Origin of the sequence: Streptacidiphilus alkalitolerans, from assembly GCF_042511045.1 — a bacterium.
Classification (GTDB): Bacteria; Actinomycetota; Actinomycetes; order Streptomycetales; family Streptomycetaceae; genus Streptacidiphilus; species Streptacidiphilus alkalitolerans.
This window is the reverse complement of sequence record NZ_JBHEZX010000024.1, coordinates 86,840-105,082: the sequence shown is the minus strand read 5'-3', so window position 1 is coordinate 105,082 and position 18,243 is coordinate 86,840. Positions and strand designations below refer to the sequence as shown.

General features: G+C 72.4%; 13 protein-coding genes. 3 read left to right on the top strand and 10 right to left on the bottom strand.

The genetic code is table 11. The features are described from left to right. Nucleotides 1–9: 9 nt before the first annotated feature. The 5 genes from ACEZDG_RS35000 to ACEZDG_RS34980 are packed head-to-tail and all read right to left on the bottom strand — an operon-like array spanning nucleotide 10 to nucleotide 7,301. A complete protein-coding gene (locus ACEZDG_RS35000; protein WP_380518120.1) occupies nucleotides 10–1,554 on the bottom strand; it encodes an aldehyde dehydrogenase family protein in 1,545 nt (514 codons plus the stop codon). After that, on the bottom strand, nucleotides 1,551–2,438 hold the full coding sequence (locus ACEZDG_RS34995; RefSeq protein ID WP_380518117.1) for a 2Fe-2S iron-sulfur cluster-binding protein: 888 nt from the start codon (nucleotides 2,436–2,438) through the stop codon (nucleotides 1,551–1,553). The genes ACEZDG_RS35000 and ACEZDG_RS34995 overlap by 4 nt, the downstream gene beginning before the upstream one ends. Then, the gene (locus ACEZDG_RS34990; protein ID WP_380518114.1) at nucleotides 2,435–4,330 is read right to left on the bottom strand and encodes an NAD(P)H-dependent oxidoreductase subunit E; all 1,896 of its coding nucleotides are present in this window, start codon (nucleotides 4,328–4,330) and stop codon (nucleotides 2,435–2,437) included. Before ACEZDG_RS34990 ends, ACEZDG_RS34995 begins: the two co-directional genes overlap by 4 nt. 20 nt (nucleotides 4,331–4,350) lie before the next feature. Continuing rightward, a complete protein-coding gene (locus ACEZDG_RS34985) occupies nucleotides 4,351–6,306 on the bottom strand; it encodes a molybdopterin oxidoreductase family protein (RefSeq protein ID WP_380518111.1) in 1,956 nt (651 codons plus the stop codon). Beyond that, the gene (locus ACEZDG_RS34980) at nucleotides 6,303–7,301 is read right to left on the bottom strand and encodes a 2-dehydropantoate 2-reductase (protein ID WP_380518181.1); all 999 of its coding nucleotides are present in this window, start codon (nucleotides 7,299–7,301) and stop codon (nucleotides 6,303–6,305) included. The genes ACEZDG_RS34985 and ACEZDG_RS34980 overlap by 4 nt, the downstream gene beginning before the upstream one ends. A gap of 234 nt (nucleotides 7,302–7,535) precedes the next feature. Between ACEZDG_RS34980 and ACEZDG_RS34975 the strand changes: the two genes are divergently transcribed. Further along, nucleotides 7,536–8,231, top strand: coding sequence for a GntR family transcriptional regulator (locus ACEZDG_RS34975; protein WP_380518108.1), 696 nt, complete (start codon nucleotides 7,536–7,538; stop codon nucleotides 8,229–8,231). Between the two features lie 197 nt (nucleotides 8,232–8,428). Here ACEZDG_RS34975 and ACEZDG_RS34970 read toward each other — a convergent pair whose 3' ends face one another. The 4 genes from ACEZDG_RS34970 to ACEZDG_RS34955 all read right to left on the bottom strand — a co-directional run bounded on the left by ACEZDG_RS34970 (nucleotide 8,429) and on the right by ACEZDG_RS34955 (nucleotide 15,133). Continuing rightward, entirely contained in the window at nucleotides 8,429–9,841 is a 1,413-nt protein-coding gene (locus ACEZDG_RS34970) for an OFA family MFS transporter (protein ID WP_380518105.1), read from the bottom strand. A gap of 139 nt (nucleotides 9,842–9,980) precedes the next feature. Further along, a complete protein-coding gene (locus ACEZDG_RS34965; protein ID WP_380518102.1) occupies nucleotides 9,981–12,134 on the bottom strand; it encodes an acetate--CoA ligase family protein in 2,154 nt (717 codons plus the stop codon). Between the two features lie 31 nt (nucleotides 12,135–12,165). Next, nucleotides 12,166–13,404, bottom strand: coding sequence for a formyl-CoA transferase (gene frc, locus ACEZDG_RS34960; protein WP_380518099.1), 1,239 nt, complete (start codon nucleotides 13,402–13,404; stop codon nucleotides 12,166–12,168). A gap of 46 nt (nucleotides 13,405–13,450) precedes the next feature. Further along, the gene (locus ACEZDG_RS34955) at nucleotides 13,451–15,133 is read right to left on the bottom strand and encodes a thiamine pyrophosphate-binding protein (RefSeq protein WP_380518096.1); all 1,683 of its coding nucleotides are present in this window, start codon (nucleotides 15,131–15,133) and stop codon (nucleotides 13,451–13,453) included. A 180-nt stretch (nucleotides 15,134–15,313) separates the two neighbouring features. On the opposite strand from ACEZDG_RS34955, the gene sucC reads away from it, so the two are divergent. Then, nucleotides 15,314–16,468 carry an ADP-forming succinate--CoA ligase subunit beta gene (gene sucC, locus ACEZDG_RS34950; RefSeq protein ID WP_380518093.1) on the top strand — a complete coding sequence of 385 codons (1,155 nt, stop codon included), beginning with the start codon at nucleotides 15,314–15,316 and terminating at the stop codon, nucleotides 16,466–16,468. 16 nt (nucleotides 16,469–16,484) lie between these two features. Continuing rightward, nucleotides 16,485–17,366 carry a succinate--CoA ligase subunit alpha gene (gene sucD, locus ACEZDG_RS34945; RefSeq protein WP_380518090.1) on the top strand — a complete coding sequence of 294 codons (882 nt, stop codon included), beginning with the start codon at nucleotides 16,485–16,487 and terminating at the stop codon, nucleotides 17,364–17,366. Between the two features lie 7 nt (nucleotides 17,367–17,373). Here sucD and fdhD read toward each other — a convergent pair whose 3' ends face one another. Then, nucleotides 17,374–18,240 carry a formate dehydrogenase accessory sulfurtransferase FdhD gene (gene fdhD / locus ACEZDG_RS34940; RefSeq protein ID WP_380518087.1) on the bottom strand — a complete coding sequence of 289 codons (867 nt, stop codon included), beginning with the start codon at nucleotides 18,238–18,240 and terminating at the stop codon, nucleotides 17,374–17,376. Nucleotides 18,241–18,243 lie beyond the last annotated feature (3 nt).

Below are 18,243 nucleotides of genomic sequence, written 5' to 3'. Positions count from 1 at the left end.
GACGATCGGTCAACTCGGGGGATACAGTGCGTAGTCGGCGAAGTTCCCATACAGCCGCTCGCCCGGTGGCCCCTCGGTCACGGCCTGGACCAGCAGCTCTCCGCCGACGAACGCGCCGTGCCAGGAGGCGCCCCGGCCGCCGAACGGCTCCTCGCGGTCCCCGCGCGAGCGCGGGGCGTTGAGACCGACCTTGAAGGCCTGGAGCTGTCTGGCGAGCCGCGCCGCGGTGGTGGCGTCGTCGCAGGCCAGTGAGGCGGTCAGGGCGCCGTTGCTGGCGTTCATCGCGGCCAGCAGCTCGGCCTCGGTGTCCACCAGGACCACCGTGTCCACCGGGCCGAAGGGCTCGTAGTGGTGCAGCGGCGAGGACGGCGGCGGCGAGAGCAGCGCCATCGGCGGAAGGTAGGCGGAGGTGTCCTGGCCGGGGAGGAAGCGTCCCTCGGAGAGTTTTCCCCGGTGCAGCGGGATTCCACCCCGGGCCACCGCGTCGGCGAAGGTGTCCGCGAGCTCCTTGGCCTTGGCGTCGTTGATCAGCGGGCCGAAGCTGAGCTCGGGCAGCGGGTCGGCCGGGTCGGCCACGGCCAGCGGATGGCCGAAGGACACCGAGCGCACGGCCGGCAGGTAGGCGGCCAGGAAGTCGTCGAACAGCTCCCGCTGCACCACGTAGCGGGGGTAGGCGGTACAGCGCTGCTTGCCGTACTCGAAGGCCCTGGCTGCCTGCGCGGCCAGCAGCGGCCAGTCGCTGAACTCCCAGACGCCCCAGCAGTTCAGGCCCTCCTGCTCCAGCACATGGCGCTGCCGGGTGGCGGCCAGCGCCGCCGCGACCCGGCTGCCGGTGCCGCGCCCGCCGACGAAGCTGACGCAGCCGAGCCGGTCGTCGCTGACCAGGGCGGGGGAGAGCAGCGATCCGCTGCCGCTGAGCAGCGTCAGCGGCAGGCCGTGCCGCAGGCCGATCGCGCAGGCCAGGGTGAGGCAGGCGGTGCCGCCGTCGGTGGGGGTCTTGGCCACGGCCGCGTTCCCGGCCAGCACCTGGACCAGCATGGCGTGCAGCAGCACGCTCATCGGGTAGTTCCAGCTGGCGATGTTGGAGACCGGGCCGGGCAGCGGGCTGCGGCCGTCGAGCATGTCCTCGATCCGCTCCACGTACCAGCGCACCCCGTCCAGGCAGCGGTCCACGTCGGCCAGGGCGGTCCGCCAGGGCTTGCCGATCTCCCAGACCAGCAGCAGCGCCAGCAGCTCCCGGTGCTCCGTCAGTTCGTCCAGGGCCGCGCCGACCCGGGCCCGGCGCTCGGACAACGGGGTGTGCCGCCAGTCGCGGTGCTGGTCCACGGCCTGGCCGACGGCGGCGCGGGCGTCGGCCAGGTCCAGCAGCGGCGGGCCGAGGATGCTCCGCCCGTCCACCGGGGAAGTGGCCGGAGCCGGCCGGCCGTCCGGGACCCAGATTCCGCCGTGCAGATTGAGCACCCGGTCCTCGCGGAAGGCCTCGGGTGCGGCGGCGAGGGCGCGGGCACGGGTCTGCGCCCAGGCGGTGCCGGGCTTCAGGGCGTAGCGGCTCATCCGGTGGCCTCCTGGGACTCCTGCGGATCGGTGCGCTGGACGTGCTGCCAGCCGAAGCGGCCCTTGATGCAGAGGTTGCCCCGGGTGACCGAACTGTCGTGCGGTGACGTGACCTTGACGATCTGATTGGCCTGGACGTGCAGGGTCAGCGAGCAGCCGGTGCCGCAGAAGGTGCAGACCGTGGTGGTCGCGGTCTGCTGCTCCTCGTCCCAGGTCCCGGCCTCGCGCCGGTCGTGCTCGGCCTTGAAGCTGAGCGCGCCGGTCGGGCAGACCTCGATGCAGTTGCCGCAGTAGACGCAGGCCGAGTCGGGCAGCGGCGCGGCGTACTCGGTGGAGATGCGGGCGTCGAAGCCGCGTCCGGCGACGGTGAGGGCGAAGCTGTTCTGCCACTGGTCGCCGCAGGCGTCCACGCACTTGTAGCAGAGGATGCACTTGGCGTAGTCGCGGACGTAGAGGTCGTTGTCGACCAGGACCGGCTGGGCGACCGTGGCGGCCTCCGGGCCGAACCGGTCCGGATCCGCGCCGGACTCCGCCATCCACTCCTTGACCCGCGGAGTGGTGGAGAGGTCGGTGGCCGAGCCGAGCAGTTCCAGCACCAGCTTGCGGCTGTGCCGGGGGCGTTCGGTGTCGGTGTGCACCACCATCCCCGGCTCGGCGGCCCGGGAGCAGGCGGGGACCAGGGTCCGGGCGCCCTCCACCTCGACCATGCACAGCCGGCAGACGTTGACGGGGGTGAGCGTGTCGCCGTGGCAGAGCGTCGGCAGGTCGCCGCCCCCGGCCCGGACGGCCTCCAGCAGGGTCGCCCCTTCGGGGACCCGGACCGCGGCGCCGTCCAGGGTGAACTCCACCATGCGGCGCGGCAGTCCGAGATCGATCGCGGTCATGCGGCGCCTCCGGGGGCCGTGCGGACGGGAGCGGGGACGGGGGCGGTGGCGGGAACGGTGACCGGGCCGAGCAGGCCGAGCCGGTCCAGCGCCGATTCGACGGCGTTCCAGGCGGTCTGGCCCAGACCGCAGATGGAGGAGTCCCGCATCACCTGGCCGACCTCGCGCAGCAGTCGCAGGTCATCCGGCTGACGGTGCCGCACCAGCCGCCGCAGTGCCTCGTCCTGGCGGACCGTGCCGATCCGGCAGGGCACGCACTGGCCGCAGGACTCCTCGCGGAAGAACTCCGCGATCCGCAGCAGGATCGCCGGCAGGTCGACACTGTCGTCCAGGACCAGCACCACGCCCGAACCCAGCGTGGTCCCGGCCGCGCGGGCGTCCTCCAGGGTGAGCGGCAGGTCCAGCTCGTCCGGGCGGACGAAGCCGCCGGCCGCGCCGCCGAGCAGCACCGCCCGCAGTTCCCGGCCCTCCGGCACACCCCCGGCCAGGGTCAGCAGTTCGCGCAGGGTGCGGCCGAACGGCACCTCGTACACCCCCGGCCTGCGCACGGTCCCGGAGAGGCAGAACAGCTTGGTGCCGGTGGACTGCGCGGTGCCGGTCCTGGCGTACTCGGCCGCGCCCCGTTCCAGCACCAGCGGCACATTGGCCAGCGTCTCCACGTTGTTGACCACGGTGGGCTTGCCGAACAGGCCCTGCTCCACCGGGAACGGCGGCTTGGTCCTGGGTTCGCCGCGGAAGCCCTCGATGGAGTTGAAGATCGCGGTCTCCTCGCCGCAGATGTAGGCGCCCGCGCCGCGCCGCACCTCGATCTCGAAGTCGAACCCGGCCCGGCCCAGCACGCTCCGGCCCAGGTAGCCGCGGCGGCGGGACTCGGCGACGGCGTGCTCGAACCGGTGCAGGGCGCGCGGGTACTCACCGCGCAGGTAGAGGTAGCCGCGGCCGGCGCCGGCGGCGAACCCGGCGATGGCCATCGACTCGACCACGGCATAGGGGTCGCCCTCCAGCAGCACCCGGTCCTTGAAGGTGCCCGGCTCGCTCTCGTCGGCGTTGCAGACCAGGTAGTGCGGGGTGTCCGACTGGGCGGCGGCGGCCGCCCACTTGCGCCCGGTCGGGAAGGCCGCGCCGCCGCGCCCGGTGAGACCCGCGTCGGTGACCTCGCGGACCACCGCGGCCCGGCCGATCGCCAGCGCCCGGCGCAGCGCGGTGAAGCCGCCCGCCGCGCGGTAGGCCTCCAGGCTGGTCGGGTCCACCACGCCGACCCGGCGCAGCAGCCGCAGCCCCGGGTCGCCGCGCTGCGGTACGGACCCGGCGACGGGCGGTTCGGCCGCCTCGGCGCCGGGCTCCGGGCCGAGCCGGGCGCCCCGGAGCAGCGCCGGTGCGGTGGCCGGGGCGAACACCTGCTCGCTGGCCACCTCCCCGGCCTGCACCAGCAGTGCGGCCGGGGCCCGCTCGCAGACGCCCAGGCAGGGGCTGTGCAGCCACTGCACCGCGTCCTCGCCGGCGGCGTCGGCGTCGCTCCCGTCCGCGCCCGGACCGGCCGGGCCGAGCGCGTTCTCGACCGCCGAGCGCAACTCCCGCCCGCCCGTGGCCGCGCAGGCCAGGTCGGTGCAGACATGCAGCACCCGGGCCGGCCGGGGCCGCAGCGAGAACAGGGCGTAGAAGCCGGCCACCCCGTACGCCGAGGCGGGCGGCAGCTCCAGCCTGCGGCAGATGTGCTCCAGTGCGCCGGAGCTGATCCAGCCGACCCGGTTCTGCACCGCGTGCAGCGCGGGCAGCAGCAGATCCCGGCGGTGCGCCGGGGCCCCCGGTTCGTGCGGCGCCGCCGCCAGCGCGGCGTCGACGGCGTCCTGCTCGGCCCTGGTGGCGACCGCGCCGGAGAAGTGCAGGTCCATGCTCTGCTCCTGAGGGGTTGTCAGCTGATGAGGGCGGGGGCGGCGGCCGGGATCCGGTCCACCCGGATCGCCGCCGCCTTGTACTCGGCGGTCCCGGCGACCGGGCAGGTGGCCTCGATGGTGATCACATTCACGTCCACCTCGTCCGGGAAGTGGAAGGTCATGAAGGCCAGCCCCGGGCTGAGCCCGCGGTCCAGCCGCACCGGTGCGGTGATCGCGCCGCGACGGGAGCTGATCAGCACCTCCTCGCCCTCGGCCACGCCCAGCGCCTCCGCGTCCACCGGGTGCAGGTCGAGGGTCTCGCCGCGGCGCAGCGGGGAGTCGAAACCGCCGGACTGCACCCCGGTGTTGTAGGAGTCCAGCCGGCGCCCGGTGGTGAGCCGCAGCGGGTACTCCTCACTGAGCCGGTCCACCGGCGGCCGGTGCTCAAGCACCGTGAACGGCGCCGGACGGCCGCGGCGCTCCGGGTCCTGCTCCCAGAGCCTGGCGTGCAGGTAGGAGGGTTCGAGGGAGTCCTCGCTCGGGCAGGGCCACTGGATTCCGCCCAGCTGTTCCAGCCGGGCGTAGGAGATCCCGGCGTGGTTGGGGGCCAGCGCCCGCATCTCGTCCCAGGCCTGCTCGGGGGTGTAGTGCCAGTCGTGGCCGAGCCGTCGGGCCAGGTCGCAGAGGATGGCGATGTCGTCGCGCGCCCCGGCCGGGGGACGCAGCGCCGCGCGCACCCGCTGCACCCGGCGCTCGCTGTTGGTGAAGGTGCCGTCGGTCTCGCACCAGGCGGCGGTGGCCGGCAGCACCACGTCCGCCAGCTGGGCGGTTTTGGTCAGGAAGATGTCCTGGACCACCAGGTGGTCCAGGTTGCCGAGCCGCTTCACCGTGTGCAGGCAGTCGGCCTCGGACTGCACCGGGTTCTCGCCGATGATGAAGCAGGAGGTGAGGTCGCCGCGCTCCATCCGGTCCAGCATCTGGGTGAGGTTCCAGCCGTAGCGGGGCTGGATCTCCCGTCCCCAGGCCTGCCCGTACCTGGCCCGGACCTCGGGGTCGAGGATGTCCTGGAACCCGGGCAGCCGGTTCGGGATGGCGCCCATGTCGCCGCCGCCCTGGACGTTGTTCTGCCCGCGCAGCGGGTTCAGCCCGGAGCCGTAGCGGCCGACATGGCCGGTGAGCAGCCCCAGGTTGATCAGCGAGAGCACATTGTCGGTGCCGTTGTGGTGCTCGGTGATGCCCAGGGTCCAGCACAACTGGCCCCGGTCGGCCCGGGCGTAGGCCCGTGCCAGCTCGGTGACCAGGGCGGCCGGGACGCCGGTGACCCGCTCGGTCTCGGCGAGAGTCCACGGCTCGGCGGCGGCGGCGTAGTCGGCGTAGCCCTCGGTGCCGCGGCCGATGAACACCTCGTTGGCCAGGCCGGAGTGGATGATCTCGCGGGCGATGCCGTAGGCCAGCGGGATGTCGGTGCCGACGTTCAGCGGCAGGTGCCGCTCGGCCCACTGGGCGGTGGAGGTGCGGCGCGGGTCCACCACGAACAGCCGGGCGCCCCGGCGGACCGCGCGCAGCACGTGCTGGAAGAAGATCGGGTGCGCCTCACGGGCGTTGGAGCCCCAGAGCACGATCACGTCGCTCTCCTCGACCTCCTGGTAGGAGGAGGTCCCGCCGCCGCTGCCGAAGGCGTGCGAGAGCCCGGCCACGCTGGGGGCGTGGCAGGTGCGGTTGCAGGAGTCGACATTGTTGGTGCCGATCACGACCCGGGTGAACTTCTGGGCCAGGTAGTTGAGTTCGTTGGTGGAGCGGGCGCAGGAGAACATCCCGAAGGAGTCCGGGCCGCGCTCGGCCACGCCGTGCCGGAAGCCCTCGGCGGCGCGGGTCAGCGCCTCCTCCCAGCTCGCCGGGACCAGTACCCCGGCCTCCCGGACCAGCGGCCGGGTCAGCCGGGTGTACGGCTCGCGCTGCCCCTTGCGGCGGCTGCGGACGGTGGTGTCGGTCATCGACGTGCTCCCTTCGAGGGGACGTGGGTGCAGGTGCGGGCCAGCAGGTCGGCGGCGGCGTGGACGTCGCGCAGGGTGGGGGCCGCCACCCCGGTCAGATCGGCGATCTCGACGACCGCGCCGATGATCGCGTCGAGCTCCAACTCCTTGCCGGCTTCCAGGTCCTGGAGCATGGAGGTCTTGTGGTGGCCGACCCGTTCGGCGCCGGCGATCCGCCGCTCGATCGAGACCTCCGGTTTGACGCCGGTGGCCTGGGCGATCTCCAGGGTCTCCGCCATCATCGCGGCGACCAGCCGGCGGGCTCCCGGATGGCCGGCGATCTGGACCATGGTCGCCCTGGTCAGCGCACTGAGCGGGTTGAAGGCGACATTGCCCATCAGCTTGATCCAGATGTCCTGCCGCAGGTCCGGCTCGACCGGGCACTTCAGGCCCCCGGCGACCATCGCGGCGCTGAACGCCTGGCAGCGGGCCGAGACCGAGCCGTCCGGCTCGCCAATGGAGAAGCGGGTGCCCTCCAGGTGCCGGATCACCCCCGGCTCGGCGATCTCGGTGGAGCAGTAGACCACGCAGCCGACCGCCCGTTCCACCGGGATCACCGCGCTGACCGCGCCGCCCGGGTCCACCGTCTCCAGCCGCCGCCCCTGCAGCCGGTGGCCGGCCAGACCGTGGAAGTACCACCAGGGGATGCCGTTCTGCGCGGCCACCACGGCGGTGTCCGGGCCGAGCAGCGGATGCAGCAGCGCGGCGCAGCCGGCGTACTGCTGGGCCTTGAGGCCGAGGAACACCACGTCCACCGGGCCGATCCGGGCCGGGTCGTCGGTGGCGTCGGGCCGGGCGGTGAAGTCGCCGCGCGGGCTGAGCACCCGGACGCCGTGCGCCTGCAGTGCGGCCAGATGCGGTCCCCGGGCCACCAGGTGGACCTCGCTCCCGCCCCGGTGCAGGGCGGCCCCGACGTAGGCGCCGATGGCCCCGGCGCCGAGGACGGCGACGCGCAGGCCGGTATGGGTGTCGCTCATATGGGGCTGCCCCCTGGATCTTCATGGGAGTCGGACCCCTGAGGGGTAACATTGCATACAGTATGCCGCTGTGGCTGCCCCGGCGAAAGAGCCAGGCGCCGCGTGATTCCGGTCACCTTCCCCGGTAGATTGCATACAAGAATCTGTATGCTGGGAATATCCCGGGTGGGGGACCTTGATCCCGCAACGGCCGGACCCTACGGGGGAGTTCACATGCGCGAAGCACTCACCGCCGCCGCCAGTCGCCGAGTCACCCGGCCGGCGCCACTGCGGCAGGCCGTCTACGAGGCCCTGGTCGAACTGATCGTCAACGGCTCGCTCTCGGCCGGACAGCACCTGGTGGAGGCCGAGTTGGCCGAGCACCTGGGGGTCAGCCGGCAGCCGGTGCGGGAGGCGCTGCAGCGGCTGCAGACCGAGGGGTGGGTGGATCTGCGCCCGGCCCAGGGGGCGTTCGTGCACACCCCGACCGAGGAGGAGGCCGGGCAACTGCTGGGCGTCCGCGCCGTGCTGGAGACGCACTCGGCGCGCGGGGCGGCGCTGAAGGCGACGCCGGAGGACGTGGCCCGGCTGTGGGAGCTGCAGCAGGCCGGGATCAAGGCGCTGGCCGGCGACGAACCGCGCGGGATCGTGGAGGCCAACGCGGCGCTGCACGGGTTCATCACCGAACTGTCCGGCAACCAGGTGCTGTCCGAGCTGATCGGGCAGGTGGACCGGCGGGTCCGCTGGTACTACACCCCGATCGCCCGCCCCCGCGGCAAGGAGGCCTGGCACGAGCACGCCGACCTGATCCAGGCCATCGCGGACGGGGACGCCGACCTGGCCGAGCGGCTGATGCGCAGTCACACCGAGCGGACCACCGACTTCTACCGGATCCAGATCGCGGCGGCCACCGAGGCGGCGGCCGGCTGACGGACCGGCACCGACGGGCGGACGGGACCGGCCGGAGCAGGGAGCGCACCCCACCGGCCGGCCCCGCCGCCGTGCGCGCGGACGGCGGGTGGGGGCTGCCGCAGCCCCTGGCCCGCCATGGTCGAAGACCCGCGCGCAGCTCTGGAGGGGGTGCCGCCGCCGTCGGTACGGCGGCGGCACCCCCGGGTGGTGGCGGTTCAGCCGGTCTGCCGGCCCACGGCCGGTTCGGCCCCGCCGCGTACCCGCGACCGGACCGGCCGGGCCCGTCCCGGCCGTCCCGGCTGCCGCAGCAGCAGGGTGAGCAGGGCCGAGCCCAGGCCCATGAACCCGGCCAGCACATAGGCCCCGCCGTAGCCCCAGGCGGCGATCGCCATCGCCCCGAGCCCGCCCCCGGCCAGGCCGCTGACCAGCTTGGCGCTGTAGACGATGCCGTAGTTCTGGGCGGTGTTGTTCTCCCCGAAGTAGTCCGGGACCAGCGCCGCGAACAGCGGGTAGAACGCTCCGCCGCCGAAGCCGGAGAGGAAGGCGAAGAACAGGAACAGCACCTCGTCGTGCGAGGAACCGGACCACAGCACGCCGAACTGGGCGATGCCCTCGACCGCGAGCACCAGGGTGAGCGACTGCTTGCGTCCCAGCCGGTCGGACAGCCAGCCGACGACCCCGCGCCCGGTGCCGTTGACCACCGACATCACGCCCATCGAGGACGCGGCGACCAGCGGCCCGAAGCCCAGGTGCTTGGCGTAGGGGACCTGGAACGAGATGCCGAAGATGGACACCCCGGCGATGGCGACCAGGCAGACCCACATCAGCGGCAGCATGCCGGTCCGCATCGCCTCGGCCGGACCGTACTGGCGCACGGCGGGCGGGTTCTTGGCGAGCGCCGCGGCGTTCTTGCCGCCGCCGTCCGCGGTGAGGGCCAGCGGGTCGACGTCGGACGGCCACCAGTTCTTCGGCGGGTCCTTGAAGAACAGCCCGGAGACGCCCACCAGCAGCACCACGTAGAGCCCGATGCCGTCGAGCACGGCGTGGTAGTCGCCGGCGTCGAACCAGTAGGTGAAGACGAAGATCAGCGGCACCGAGCCGTAGGCGAAGCCGCCGTTGACGAAGCCGGTCTTGCCGCCGCGCCGTTCCGGGTACCACTTGCCGACCATGTTGATACAGGTCGCGTAGACCAGGCCGGAGCCGGAGCCGCCGATCAGGCCGAAGCCGAGGAAGGCCAGGAACAGGTTGGGCGCGTGGCTCAGCGAGAGGATGCCGACGGCGGCCAGGACGGAGCCGGTGACCATGGCGGAGCGGGCCGAGAAGACGTCCCGCTCGCGCAGCCGGCCGGCCGGGAAGGCCACCGCGGCCTGGAACACGACCCAGATGCTGAGCAGCCAGAAGGTGTTGGTGGAGGTCCACCCGTGGGCCTTGGACAGGGTGTCCTCGGCCGAACCGTAGGCGTACTCGGAGACGCTGATGGCGATCATCGCGGCCCAGGGCAGCCAGACCATCAGTCTCCGGGAGTGGCCGAGGAGCTGACGGTCGGTCTCGCCGACGCGGTAGACCCTGCCGTTCCGGTCGGTGATCTCCCGGTACCCGGCTGGGGCCGCGCTTGGTGCTGCGGTCATGGGGATTCCCCTTACCTTGGAAGAGTATTGGCCTGCGCCCCCTGGCCTTGCTCTCTTCGTCGTGCACGCGGCTGAGCCGCGGTTCCCGTCCGGGGCGGCATCCCGGACAGCGGGGTGGGTGGGTCGGTGGGTGGGTCGGTCAGTGCGGTCCGGCCGGCAGCAGTCCGGCCGCGCGGGCCCAGCGGTACTTGGCGCCCAGCGCGGCCACCGGCTTCTCGGTGGTGTAGGGGTAGGCCACGATGCCGTGGTCGAACAGGTACGCGGAAGCCTCCTCCACCTCGGTGTCCCCGGCCAGGGAGGCGACCACCGGCTTGTTGATGCCGCGGTCCCGGAACTCCCGCACCACGCGCGCGGTGAGCTCAGCGAACACCATCGGCGGGGTGACGATGGTGTGCCAGTAGCCGAGCACCAGCGCGTGGATCCGCGGGTCCTCGAGACCCAGCCGGATCGTCGCCTCGTAGGTGGACGGCGGCTCGCCGCCGGTGATGTCGATCGGGTTGCCGGCCGCGCCGAACGGCGGGATGAAGGCGCGGAAGGCGGCGTCCAGGTCCGGCGGGATCTGCATCAGCGTCAGCCCGGCGTCCACGCAGGCGTCGGAGAGCAGCACCCCGGAGCCGCCGGCCCCGGTGATGATCACCACATTGTCGCCCTTCGGGGTGGGCAGCACCGGCAGCGAGCGGGCGTACTCCAGCATCTCCAGCAGGCCGGGGGCCCGGATCACCCCGGCCTGGCGCAGGATGTCGTCGTAGACCCGGTCGTCCCCGGCCAGCGCCCCGGTGTGGGAGCCGGCCGCGATCGTGCCCTGGGCGGTGCGCCCGGCCTTGAGCACCACCACCGGCTTGTGCGGCACGGTCGCCCTGGCCGCCTCGACGAAGGCCCGGCCGTCCTTGAGGTCCTCCAGGTGCATGGCGATGGCCGTGGTGTTGTCGTCCTGGGCGAAGAAGGTGAGCAGGTCGTCCTCGTCCAGGTCGGCCTTGTTGCCGAGGCCGACGATGGCGGAGACGCCGGTCCTGGTGGTGCGGCTGAAGCCGAGGATGGCCATGCCGATCCCGCCGCTCTGCGAGCTGAGCGCGACCCCGCCCTTGACGTCGTACGGGGTGCAGAAAGTCGCGCTGAGGTCGGAGGCGGTGTAGTAGTAGCCGTAGATGTTGGGGCCGAGGATCCGTACCCCGTACCGCGCGGCGATGTCCACCACCTGCTGCTGCAGCGCGTGGTCGCCGGTCTCGGCGAAGCCGGAGGGGATCAGCACGGCCGCCGCGGCGCCCTTGCGGCCGACCTCCTCCAGCGCGGCCGGGACGAAGCGGGCCGGGACGGCGAAGACGGCGACGTCCACCTCGCCCGGCACGTCCAGGACGCTCGGGTAGGCCTTGCGGCCGAGGATCTCGTCGGCCTTGGGGTTGACCGGGTAGATCTCCCCGGCGAAGCCGCCGTCGACCAGGTTGCGCATCACCGAGTTGCCGATCTTGCCCGGCTCGGCCGAGGCTCCGATCACCGCGATCGCGCGCGGCTTCATCAGCCGCTCCATCGACTCCAGGATGTCCGCCCGGGAGTGCTGCGGACGGGCCGGCGCGGGGGAGGGGTCCAGGATCAGCCGGATGTCGGCGGCCACCGCGCCGCTCGCGGTGGCGAGCACCGGGTTGAGGTCCGCCTCGGCGATCTCGGGGAAGTCGGAGACCAGGTCGGACAGCCTGACGATCAGTCCGGCCAGCGCGTCCCGGTCCACCGCGGCGGCCCCGCGCACCCCGCGCAGCACCTCGGCGGCGGCGATGGAGTCGAGCATCGACCCGGCGTCCGCGGCGGTCGCCGGGGCGAGCCGGAAGGTGACGTCCTTCAGCACCTCCACCAGCACCCCGCCGAGGCCGAAGGCGACCACCTTGCCGAAGGTGGGGTCGGTCACCGCGCCGATGATCACCTCCTGTCCGGGCGGCAGCTGCTGCTGCACCTGGACCCCGACGATCTCCGCCTCGGCGTCGTAGGCACGGGCGTTGGCGAGGATGCTGTGGTACCCGGCCAGGACCGCCTCGGCCGAGTCCAGGCCCAGCAGCACACCGCCGGCCTCGGTCTTGTGCAGGATCTGCGGCGAGACGATCTTCAGGACCACCGGGAAGCCGAAACCGGACGCCAGCGCGACGGCCTCCTCCGCGCTGCCGGCGATGCCCTCGCCGGGGGTGGCGATCCCGTACGCCTGGCAGGCGAGCCGGCCCTCGGGGGCGGTGAGCGAGGTGCGGCCCTCGGCGAGGACCCGGTCGATCAGGGTGCGCACTGCGGCGCGGTCGTAGTCGTGCTGAGCCATGGGCCCGTTCCTCCTGTTGAGTGACGGCCTGCTAGATGACGCCGATGCCGCGCAGGCCCGACAACTGCTGCTCGGTGTAGCCGAGTTCGCCGTACACCTCGCTGTTGTGCTCGCCCAGCAGCGGGGGCCGGGTGATGTCGACCGGGGAGTCGGAGAGCCGCAGCGGGGAGCCGACGGTCTTGAAGCTGCCGCGCTCGGGGTGCTCCACCTCGACCACCGCGCCCAGTTCGGCCAGGGTGGTATCGGCGATCAGCTCCCGGGTGGAGAGGATCGGGCCGCAGGGGATCTCATGGGCGTTCAGCGCGTCCATCACCTCCCACTTGCTGTGCCGCTCGGTCCACTCCTCGACCAGCGCGAACATCTTGTCCAGCTTGGGCAGCCGGGCCTCGGGCGTGGCCCAGCCCTCGTCCTCGGCCAGCTCGGGCCGGCCGATCAGCTCGGTCAGCGGACGCCAGCCCTGAGGCTGGACGATCACATAGATGTAGTCGTTGGGACCGCCCGGGGCGCAGCGCACCGCCCACCCGGGCTGCCCGCCGCCGGAGGCGTTGCCGGAGCGCGGGACGTCGTCCCCGAAGTGCTCGTTGGGGTACTCCCGCAGCGGCCCGTGCACCAGCCGCTGCTGGTCCCTGAGCTTCACCCGGCACAGGTTCAGCACCGCCTCCTGCATGGCCACCTGCACCCGCTGGCCGCGTCCGCTCGCGGTCCGCTGGTACAGCGCCGCCAGCACCGCCGCGACCAGGTGGATCCCGGTGCCGGAATCCCCGATCTGCGCCCCGGTCGCGGTCGGCGGCCCCTCCTCGAACCCGGTGGTGGCCATCGAGCCGCCCATGGCCTGGGCGATGACCTCGTAGGCTTTGAAGTCCGCGTAGCGGCCGGGACCGAATCCCTTGATGCTCGCGTAGATGAGCCGCGGATTGAGCGCTTCCAGGGTCTCCCAGGGGTAGCCGAAGCGGTCGACCACGCCGGGGCCGAAGTTCTCGACCAGGATGTCGGAGTCGGCGACCAGGCGCTCGAAGATGTGCTTGCCCTGGCCGGTCTTCATGTTCAGGGTGATGCTGCGCTTGTTGCAGTTGAGCATGGTGAAGTACAGGCTGTCCGCGCCGGGGACGTCGCGCAGCTGGCTGCGGGTGATGTCGCCGCGGCCGGGGGCCTCCAGCTTGATCACGTCGGCGCCGAGCCAGGCCAGCAGCTGGGTGGCGGAGGGGCCGGACTGGACGTGGGTCAGGTCCAGCACCCGGACCCCGGCGAGGGCCTTGGGAAGTTCGGTCATCTCACTCAACTCCCTTGTAGGCTAAGCACATTCACTTGACGGCGGCTCACTTGTACATGGTCTGGTTCATGGTTCCCGGCGCGTAGGCGTCCGGGTCCACCCAGACGTTGATCAGCGACGGCAGCCCCGACTCCCGGGCCCGCCGCATCGCCGGGGCGATGTCCGCCGGGTCGCGGACCTCCTCGCCGTAGCCGCCGAGCATCCGGGCGAACTCGTCGTAGCGGACGTCGCCGAGGGTGTTGCCGATCCGGCCGCGCTCCTTGCCGTACTTGGCCTCCTGGCCGTAACGGATCTGGTTCATCGAGGAGTTGTTGCCGATGACGCCGACGAACGGCAGCTTGTAGCGGACCAGGGTCTCGAAGTCCCAGCCGGTGAGGCTGAACGCGCCGTCGCCGAACAGCGCCACCACCTCCTGGTCCGGGCGGGCGTACTTGGCGGCGAGCACGAACGGGATGCCCACGCCGAGGGTGCCGAGCGGTCCCGGGTCCATCCAGTGACCGGGCGACTTGGGCTGCACCACGCCGCCGGAGAAGGTGACGATGTCGCCGCCGTCGCCGATGTAGATCGAGTCCTCGGTCAGGAACTCGTTGATCTCGTGGGCCAGCCGCAGCGGGTGGATCGGGTGGGCGTCGGAGAGCTGCCGCGGCAGCCGCTTCCGGTACGCCTCCTCCTCCTGGGCCCGCAGTTCCTCGAACCAGGCCTTGCGGGCGACGCTGGCGGCGCCGGTCCCGCCGGTCCGCCCGGAGGCGGCCTGCACGGTGGCGGCCAGGATCGCGCCGGGGTCGCCGACCAGCCCGAGGTCGATGTCCCGGTTCTTGCCGACGGTGCGGTAGTCCAGGTCGATCTGCACCACCTTGGCGCCCTGCGGCAGCCGGCGGCCGTAGCCCATCCGGAAGTCGAAGGGGGTGCCGACGATGATGATCAGGTCGGCGTTGTTGAAGGCGTAGCGCCGGGACAGGTGGAAGTGGTGCGGGTCGCCGGGCGGCAGGGTGCCGCGGCCCGCGCCGTTCATGAACACCGGGACGTTGAGGGTGCGGGCGAAGTCCACCGCCGCGTCGGTGGCCCTGGCCGTCCAGACCTGGGTGCCGAGCAGCACGCAGGGCTTCTCCGAGGTGGACAGCAGGTCGGCCAGCCGCTCGACCGACGCGGGGTCGCCGACGCTGCGGGTGGACGTCCGGTAGCGTCCGGCCACCGGGACCACGGCGCTGTCCACCGGCACCCTGGCGTCCAGGATGTCGCGCGGGATCTCCAGGAAGGACGGTCCGGGGGCGCCGTTGTAGCACTCGCGGAAGGCCATCGAGACCATGTCGGCGGCGCGGGAGGTGTGCGGCACGGTGGCGGCGAACTTGGTGATCGGGGTCATCATGTCGACGTGCGGGAGGTCCTGCAGCGAGCCCATCTTGTGCTGGCTGAGCGCGCCCTGACCGCCGATCAGCAGCATCGGGCTCTCGGCGCGGAAGGCGTTGGCGACACCGGTGACGGCGTCGGTGGTGCCCGGCCCCGCGGTGACCACGGCGACGCCGGGCTTCCCGGTGATCCGGGCGTAGCCGTCGGCCGCGTGCGCGGCCACCTGCTCGTGCCGCACGTCCACCACGGCGATGCCCTCGTCCACGCAGCCGTCGTAGATGTCGATGATGTGGCCGCCGCAGAGCGTGAAGATCACGTCCACGCCCTCGGCCTTGAGCGCCTTGGCGACAAGGTGGCCGCCAGAGATGGTCGCGTCGGTCATAGATCGTCAACTCCTCGTGCTCAACGGGCCGTCCGGTTGCTCTGTAGATTGCATACCGTATGGAGTAGCCATATCGTTGCCCCAGTCGCGGCGGGCTGTCCAGAGGACGGACGAAAGTAATCCGACGCGCTATCAGCAGCCCTCAGGGCTCCGTGACTCACCACCAGAGGGCGGACGCACATGGACCTGTTCGAATATCAGGCGAAGGAGCTCTTCGCGAAGCACGGAGTCCCGGTACTGGACAGCGCGGTGATCGGGACGGCCGAGGAGGCGCGGGCGATCGCCGCCGGCTGGGGCGGCCGGGCCGTGGTCAAGGCGCAGGTCAAGGTCGGTGGCCGGGGTAAGGCCGGCGGCGTGAAGCTGGCCTCCGACCCGGACGACGCGGTGGCCGAGGCCGGCCAGATCCTGGGTATGGACATCAAGGGCCACACGGTCCACAAGGTGATGCTCGCCGAGACGGCCGACATCAAGGACGAGTACTACGTCTCGTTCCTGCTGGACCGGACCAACCGCACCTTCCTGGCGATGGCCTCGGTCGAGGGCGGCGTGGAGATCGAGGTCGTCGCGGTCGAGAATCCCGAGGCGCTGGCCAGGGTCGCGGTGGATCCGAACGAGGGCGTCACCGAGACCAAGGCCAGGGAGATCGTCGAGGCGGCGAAGTTCCCGGCCGACGTCGCGGACCAGATCGTCGAGGTGCTGAAGAGCCTGTGGAAGGTCTTCATCGCCGAGGACGCCCTGCTGGTCGAGGTGAACCCGCTGGTCAAGACCGGTGACGGCAAGATCGTCGCGCTTGACGGCAAGGTCTCCCTGGACGAGAACGCCGGCTTCCGCCAGCCCGGCCACCTGGCCTTCCGGGACTCGGCCGGCGCCGACCCGCTGGAGGCCAGGGCCGCGGCCAAGGGCCTGAACTACGTCAAGCTCGACGGCGGGGTCGGCATCATCGGCAACGGCGCGGGTCTGGTGATGAGCACCCTGGACGTGGTGGCCCGGGCCGGAGCCCGTCCGGCGAACTTCCTGGACATCGGCGGGGGCGCGTCCGCGCAGGTGATGGCGGACGGGCTGGACGTGATCCTCGGCGACCCGGATGTCCGGGCGGTGTTCGTCAATGTCTTCGGCGGCATCACCGCCTGCGACGCGGTGGCCGACGGCATCGTCCAGGCGCTGGCCTCGCTGCCGGCCCTGACCAAGCCGCTGGTGGTCCGACTGGACGGCAACAACGCCGAGTTGGGGCGGCGGATCCTGGCCGAGGCCGCGCTGCCGCTGGTCGAGCTGGTCGACTCCATGGACGCCGCGGCGGAACGTGCTGCCGCGCTCACCCTCGCTGCCCAGGTCTGAGAAGGGAACACCCACGATGGCCATCTGGCTCACCGAAGACAACAAGGTCCTGGTCCAGGGTATGACCGGGACCGAGGGCAGGAAGCACACGCTGCGGATGCTCGCCGCGGGTACGCAGGTCGTCGGCGGGGTCACCCCCGGCAAGGGCGGCCGTGACGTCGACCTGGGCGGCCGGGTACTGCCGGTGTTCGACAGCGTCGCCGAAGGGGTCGCCGCGACCGGCGCGGACACCACCGTGGTGTTCGTCCCGCCGCGCTTCGCCCGCGCGGCGGTGGTGGAGGCGGTCGACGCCGCGGTGCCGCTGGTGGTGGTGATCACCGAGGGCATCCCGGTCCACGACAGCGCCGCCTTCTGGGCGCACAGCCTGGCCCGGGGCGGCCGGACCAGGATCATCGGCCCCAACTGCCCCGGCATCATCAGCCCGGGGCGGGCCAACGCCGGGATCATCCCCTCCGACATCACCACGGCGGGGCGGATCGGCCTGGTCTCCAAGTCCGGCACGCTCACCTACCAGCTGATGTACGAGCTGCGCGACCTCGGCTTCTCCACCTGCGTCGGGATCGGCGGCGACCCGGTGATCGGGACCACCCACATCGACGCGCTGCACGACTTCGAGGACGACCCGGACACCGACGCGGTGATCCTGGTCGGCGAGATCGGCGGCGACGCCGAGGAGCGCGCCGCCGCCTACATCCGGTCCTTCGTCAGCAAGCCGGTGGTCGGTTATGTGGCCGGGTTCACCGCGCCCGAGGGGAAGACCATGGGCCATGCCGGGGCGATCGTCTCCGGCTCCTCCGGCACCGCCCAGGCCAAGGCCGAGGCGCTGGAGGCGGCGGGGGTGCGGGTCGGCCGCACCCCCTCGGAGACGGCCGGGCTGCTCCGGGCGGTCCTGGGCTGACCCGGTGTCAGCCGCCGGTGGCCGTCCGCTCGGCCACCGGCAACCGCCCGCTCCGCTGCACCCGTTCCACGCCGCTGTAGACGTTCATCGAGCTGCCGCGCAGGAAGCCGACCAGGGTCAGTCCGGTCTCGTTCGCCAGGTCCACCGCCAGTGAGCTGGGTGCGGACACCGCCGCGAGCGCCGGGATCCCGGCCATCACCGCCTTCTGCACCAGCTCGAACGAGGCCCGGCCGCTCACCATCAGCACGCTTCCGCGCAGCGGCAGCCGCCCGCTGCGCAGGGCGTCGCCGATCACCTTGTCCACCGCGTTGTGCCGGCCCACGTCCTCGCGCAGGCAGCGCAGTACCCCGTCCGGGTCGAACAGCCCGGCCGCGTGCAGCCCGCCGGTGCTGTCGAACACCCGCTGCGCCGCCCGCAGTTGCTCGGGCAGGGCGGACAGCAGCGCGGGCCGCACCCGCAGCGGGTCCTCGGCGACGGTCCAGGCGGCGGTGGTCCTGACCGCGTCCAGGCTGGCCTTTCCGCACAGGCCGCAGGAGGAGGTGGTGTAGAAGTTGCGCTCCAACGAGGCGTCGGGCGGTCGCACGCCCCGGGCCAGGGTGATGTCGACGACGTTGTAGCTGTTGCCGCCGTCGGAGGTCGCCCCGGCGCAGTAGCGGATCCCGGCGACCTCCGCGGCGGAGTGCAGCACCCCCTCGCTGACCAGGAAGCCGACGGCCAGGTCGAAGTCGTCGCCGGGGGTGCGCATGGTCACCGTGAGCGGACGCCCGCCCACCCTGATCTCCATCGGCTCCTCGGCCGCCAGGGTGTCGGGACGGTAGTCGGTCCCGTCGTCCCTGATCCGCAGCACCCGCCGCCGTACGGTGTTCCTCGCCATGCC

Bases quoted from the DNA above. Each gene is read 5' to 3' on its own strand.
- ACEZDG_RS35000 (WP_380518120.1), bottom strand. From the start codon at position 1,554: ATGAGCCGCTACGCCCTGAAGCCCGGCACCGCCTGGGCGCAGACCCGT.
- ACEZDG_RS34995 (WP_380518117.1), bottom strand. From the start codon at position 2,438: ATGACCGCGATCGATCTCGGACTGCCGCGCCGCATGGTGGAGTTCACC.
- ACEZDG_RS34990 (WP_380518114.1), bottom strand. From the start codon at position 4,330: ATGGACCTGCACTTCTCCGGCGCGGTCGCCACCAGGGCCGAGCAGGAC.
- ACEZDG_RS34985 (WP_380518111.1), bottom strand. From the start codon at position 6,306: ATGACCGACACCACCGTCCGCAGCCGCCGCAAGGGGCAGCGCGAGCCG.
- ACEZDG_RS34975 (WP_380518108.1), top strand. From the start codon at position 7,536: ATGCGCGAAGCACTCACCGCCGCCGCCAGTCGCCGAGTCACCCGGCCG.
- ACEZDG_RS34970 (WP_380518105.1), bottom strand. From the start codon at position 9,841: ATGACCGCAGCACCAAGCGCGGCCCCAGCCGGGTACCGGGAGATCACC.
- ACEZDG_RS34965 (WP_380518102.1), bottom strand. From the start codon at position 12,134: ATGGCTCAGCACGACTACGACCGCGCCGCAGTGCGCACCCTGATCGAC.
- frc (WP_380518099.1), bottom strand. From the start codon at position 13,404: ATGACCGAACTTCCCAAGGCCCTCGCCGGGGTCCGGGTGCTGGACCTG.
- ACEZDG_RS34955 (WP_380518096.1), bottom strand. From the start codon at position 15,133: ATGACCGACGCGACCATCTCTGGCGGCCACCTTGTCGCCAAGGCGCTC.
- sucC (WP_380518093.1), top strand. From the start codon at position 15,314: ATGGACCTGTTCGAATATCAGGCGAAGGAGCTCTTCGCGAAGCACGGA.
- sucD (WP_380518090.1), top strand. From the start codon at position 16,485: ATGGCCATCTGGCTCACCGAAGACAACAAGGTCCTGGTCCAGGGTATG.
- fdhD (WP_380518087.1), bottom strand. From the start codon at position 18,240: ATGGCGAGGAACACCGTACGGCGGCGGGTGCTGCGGATCAGGGACGAC.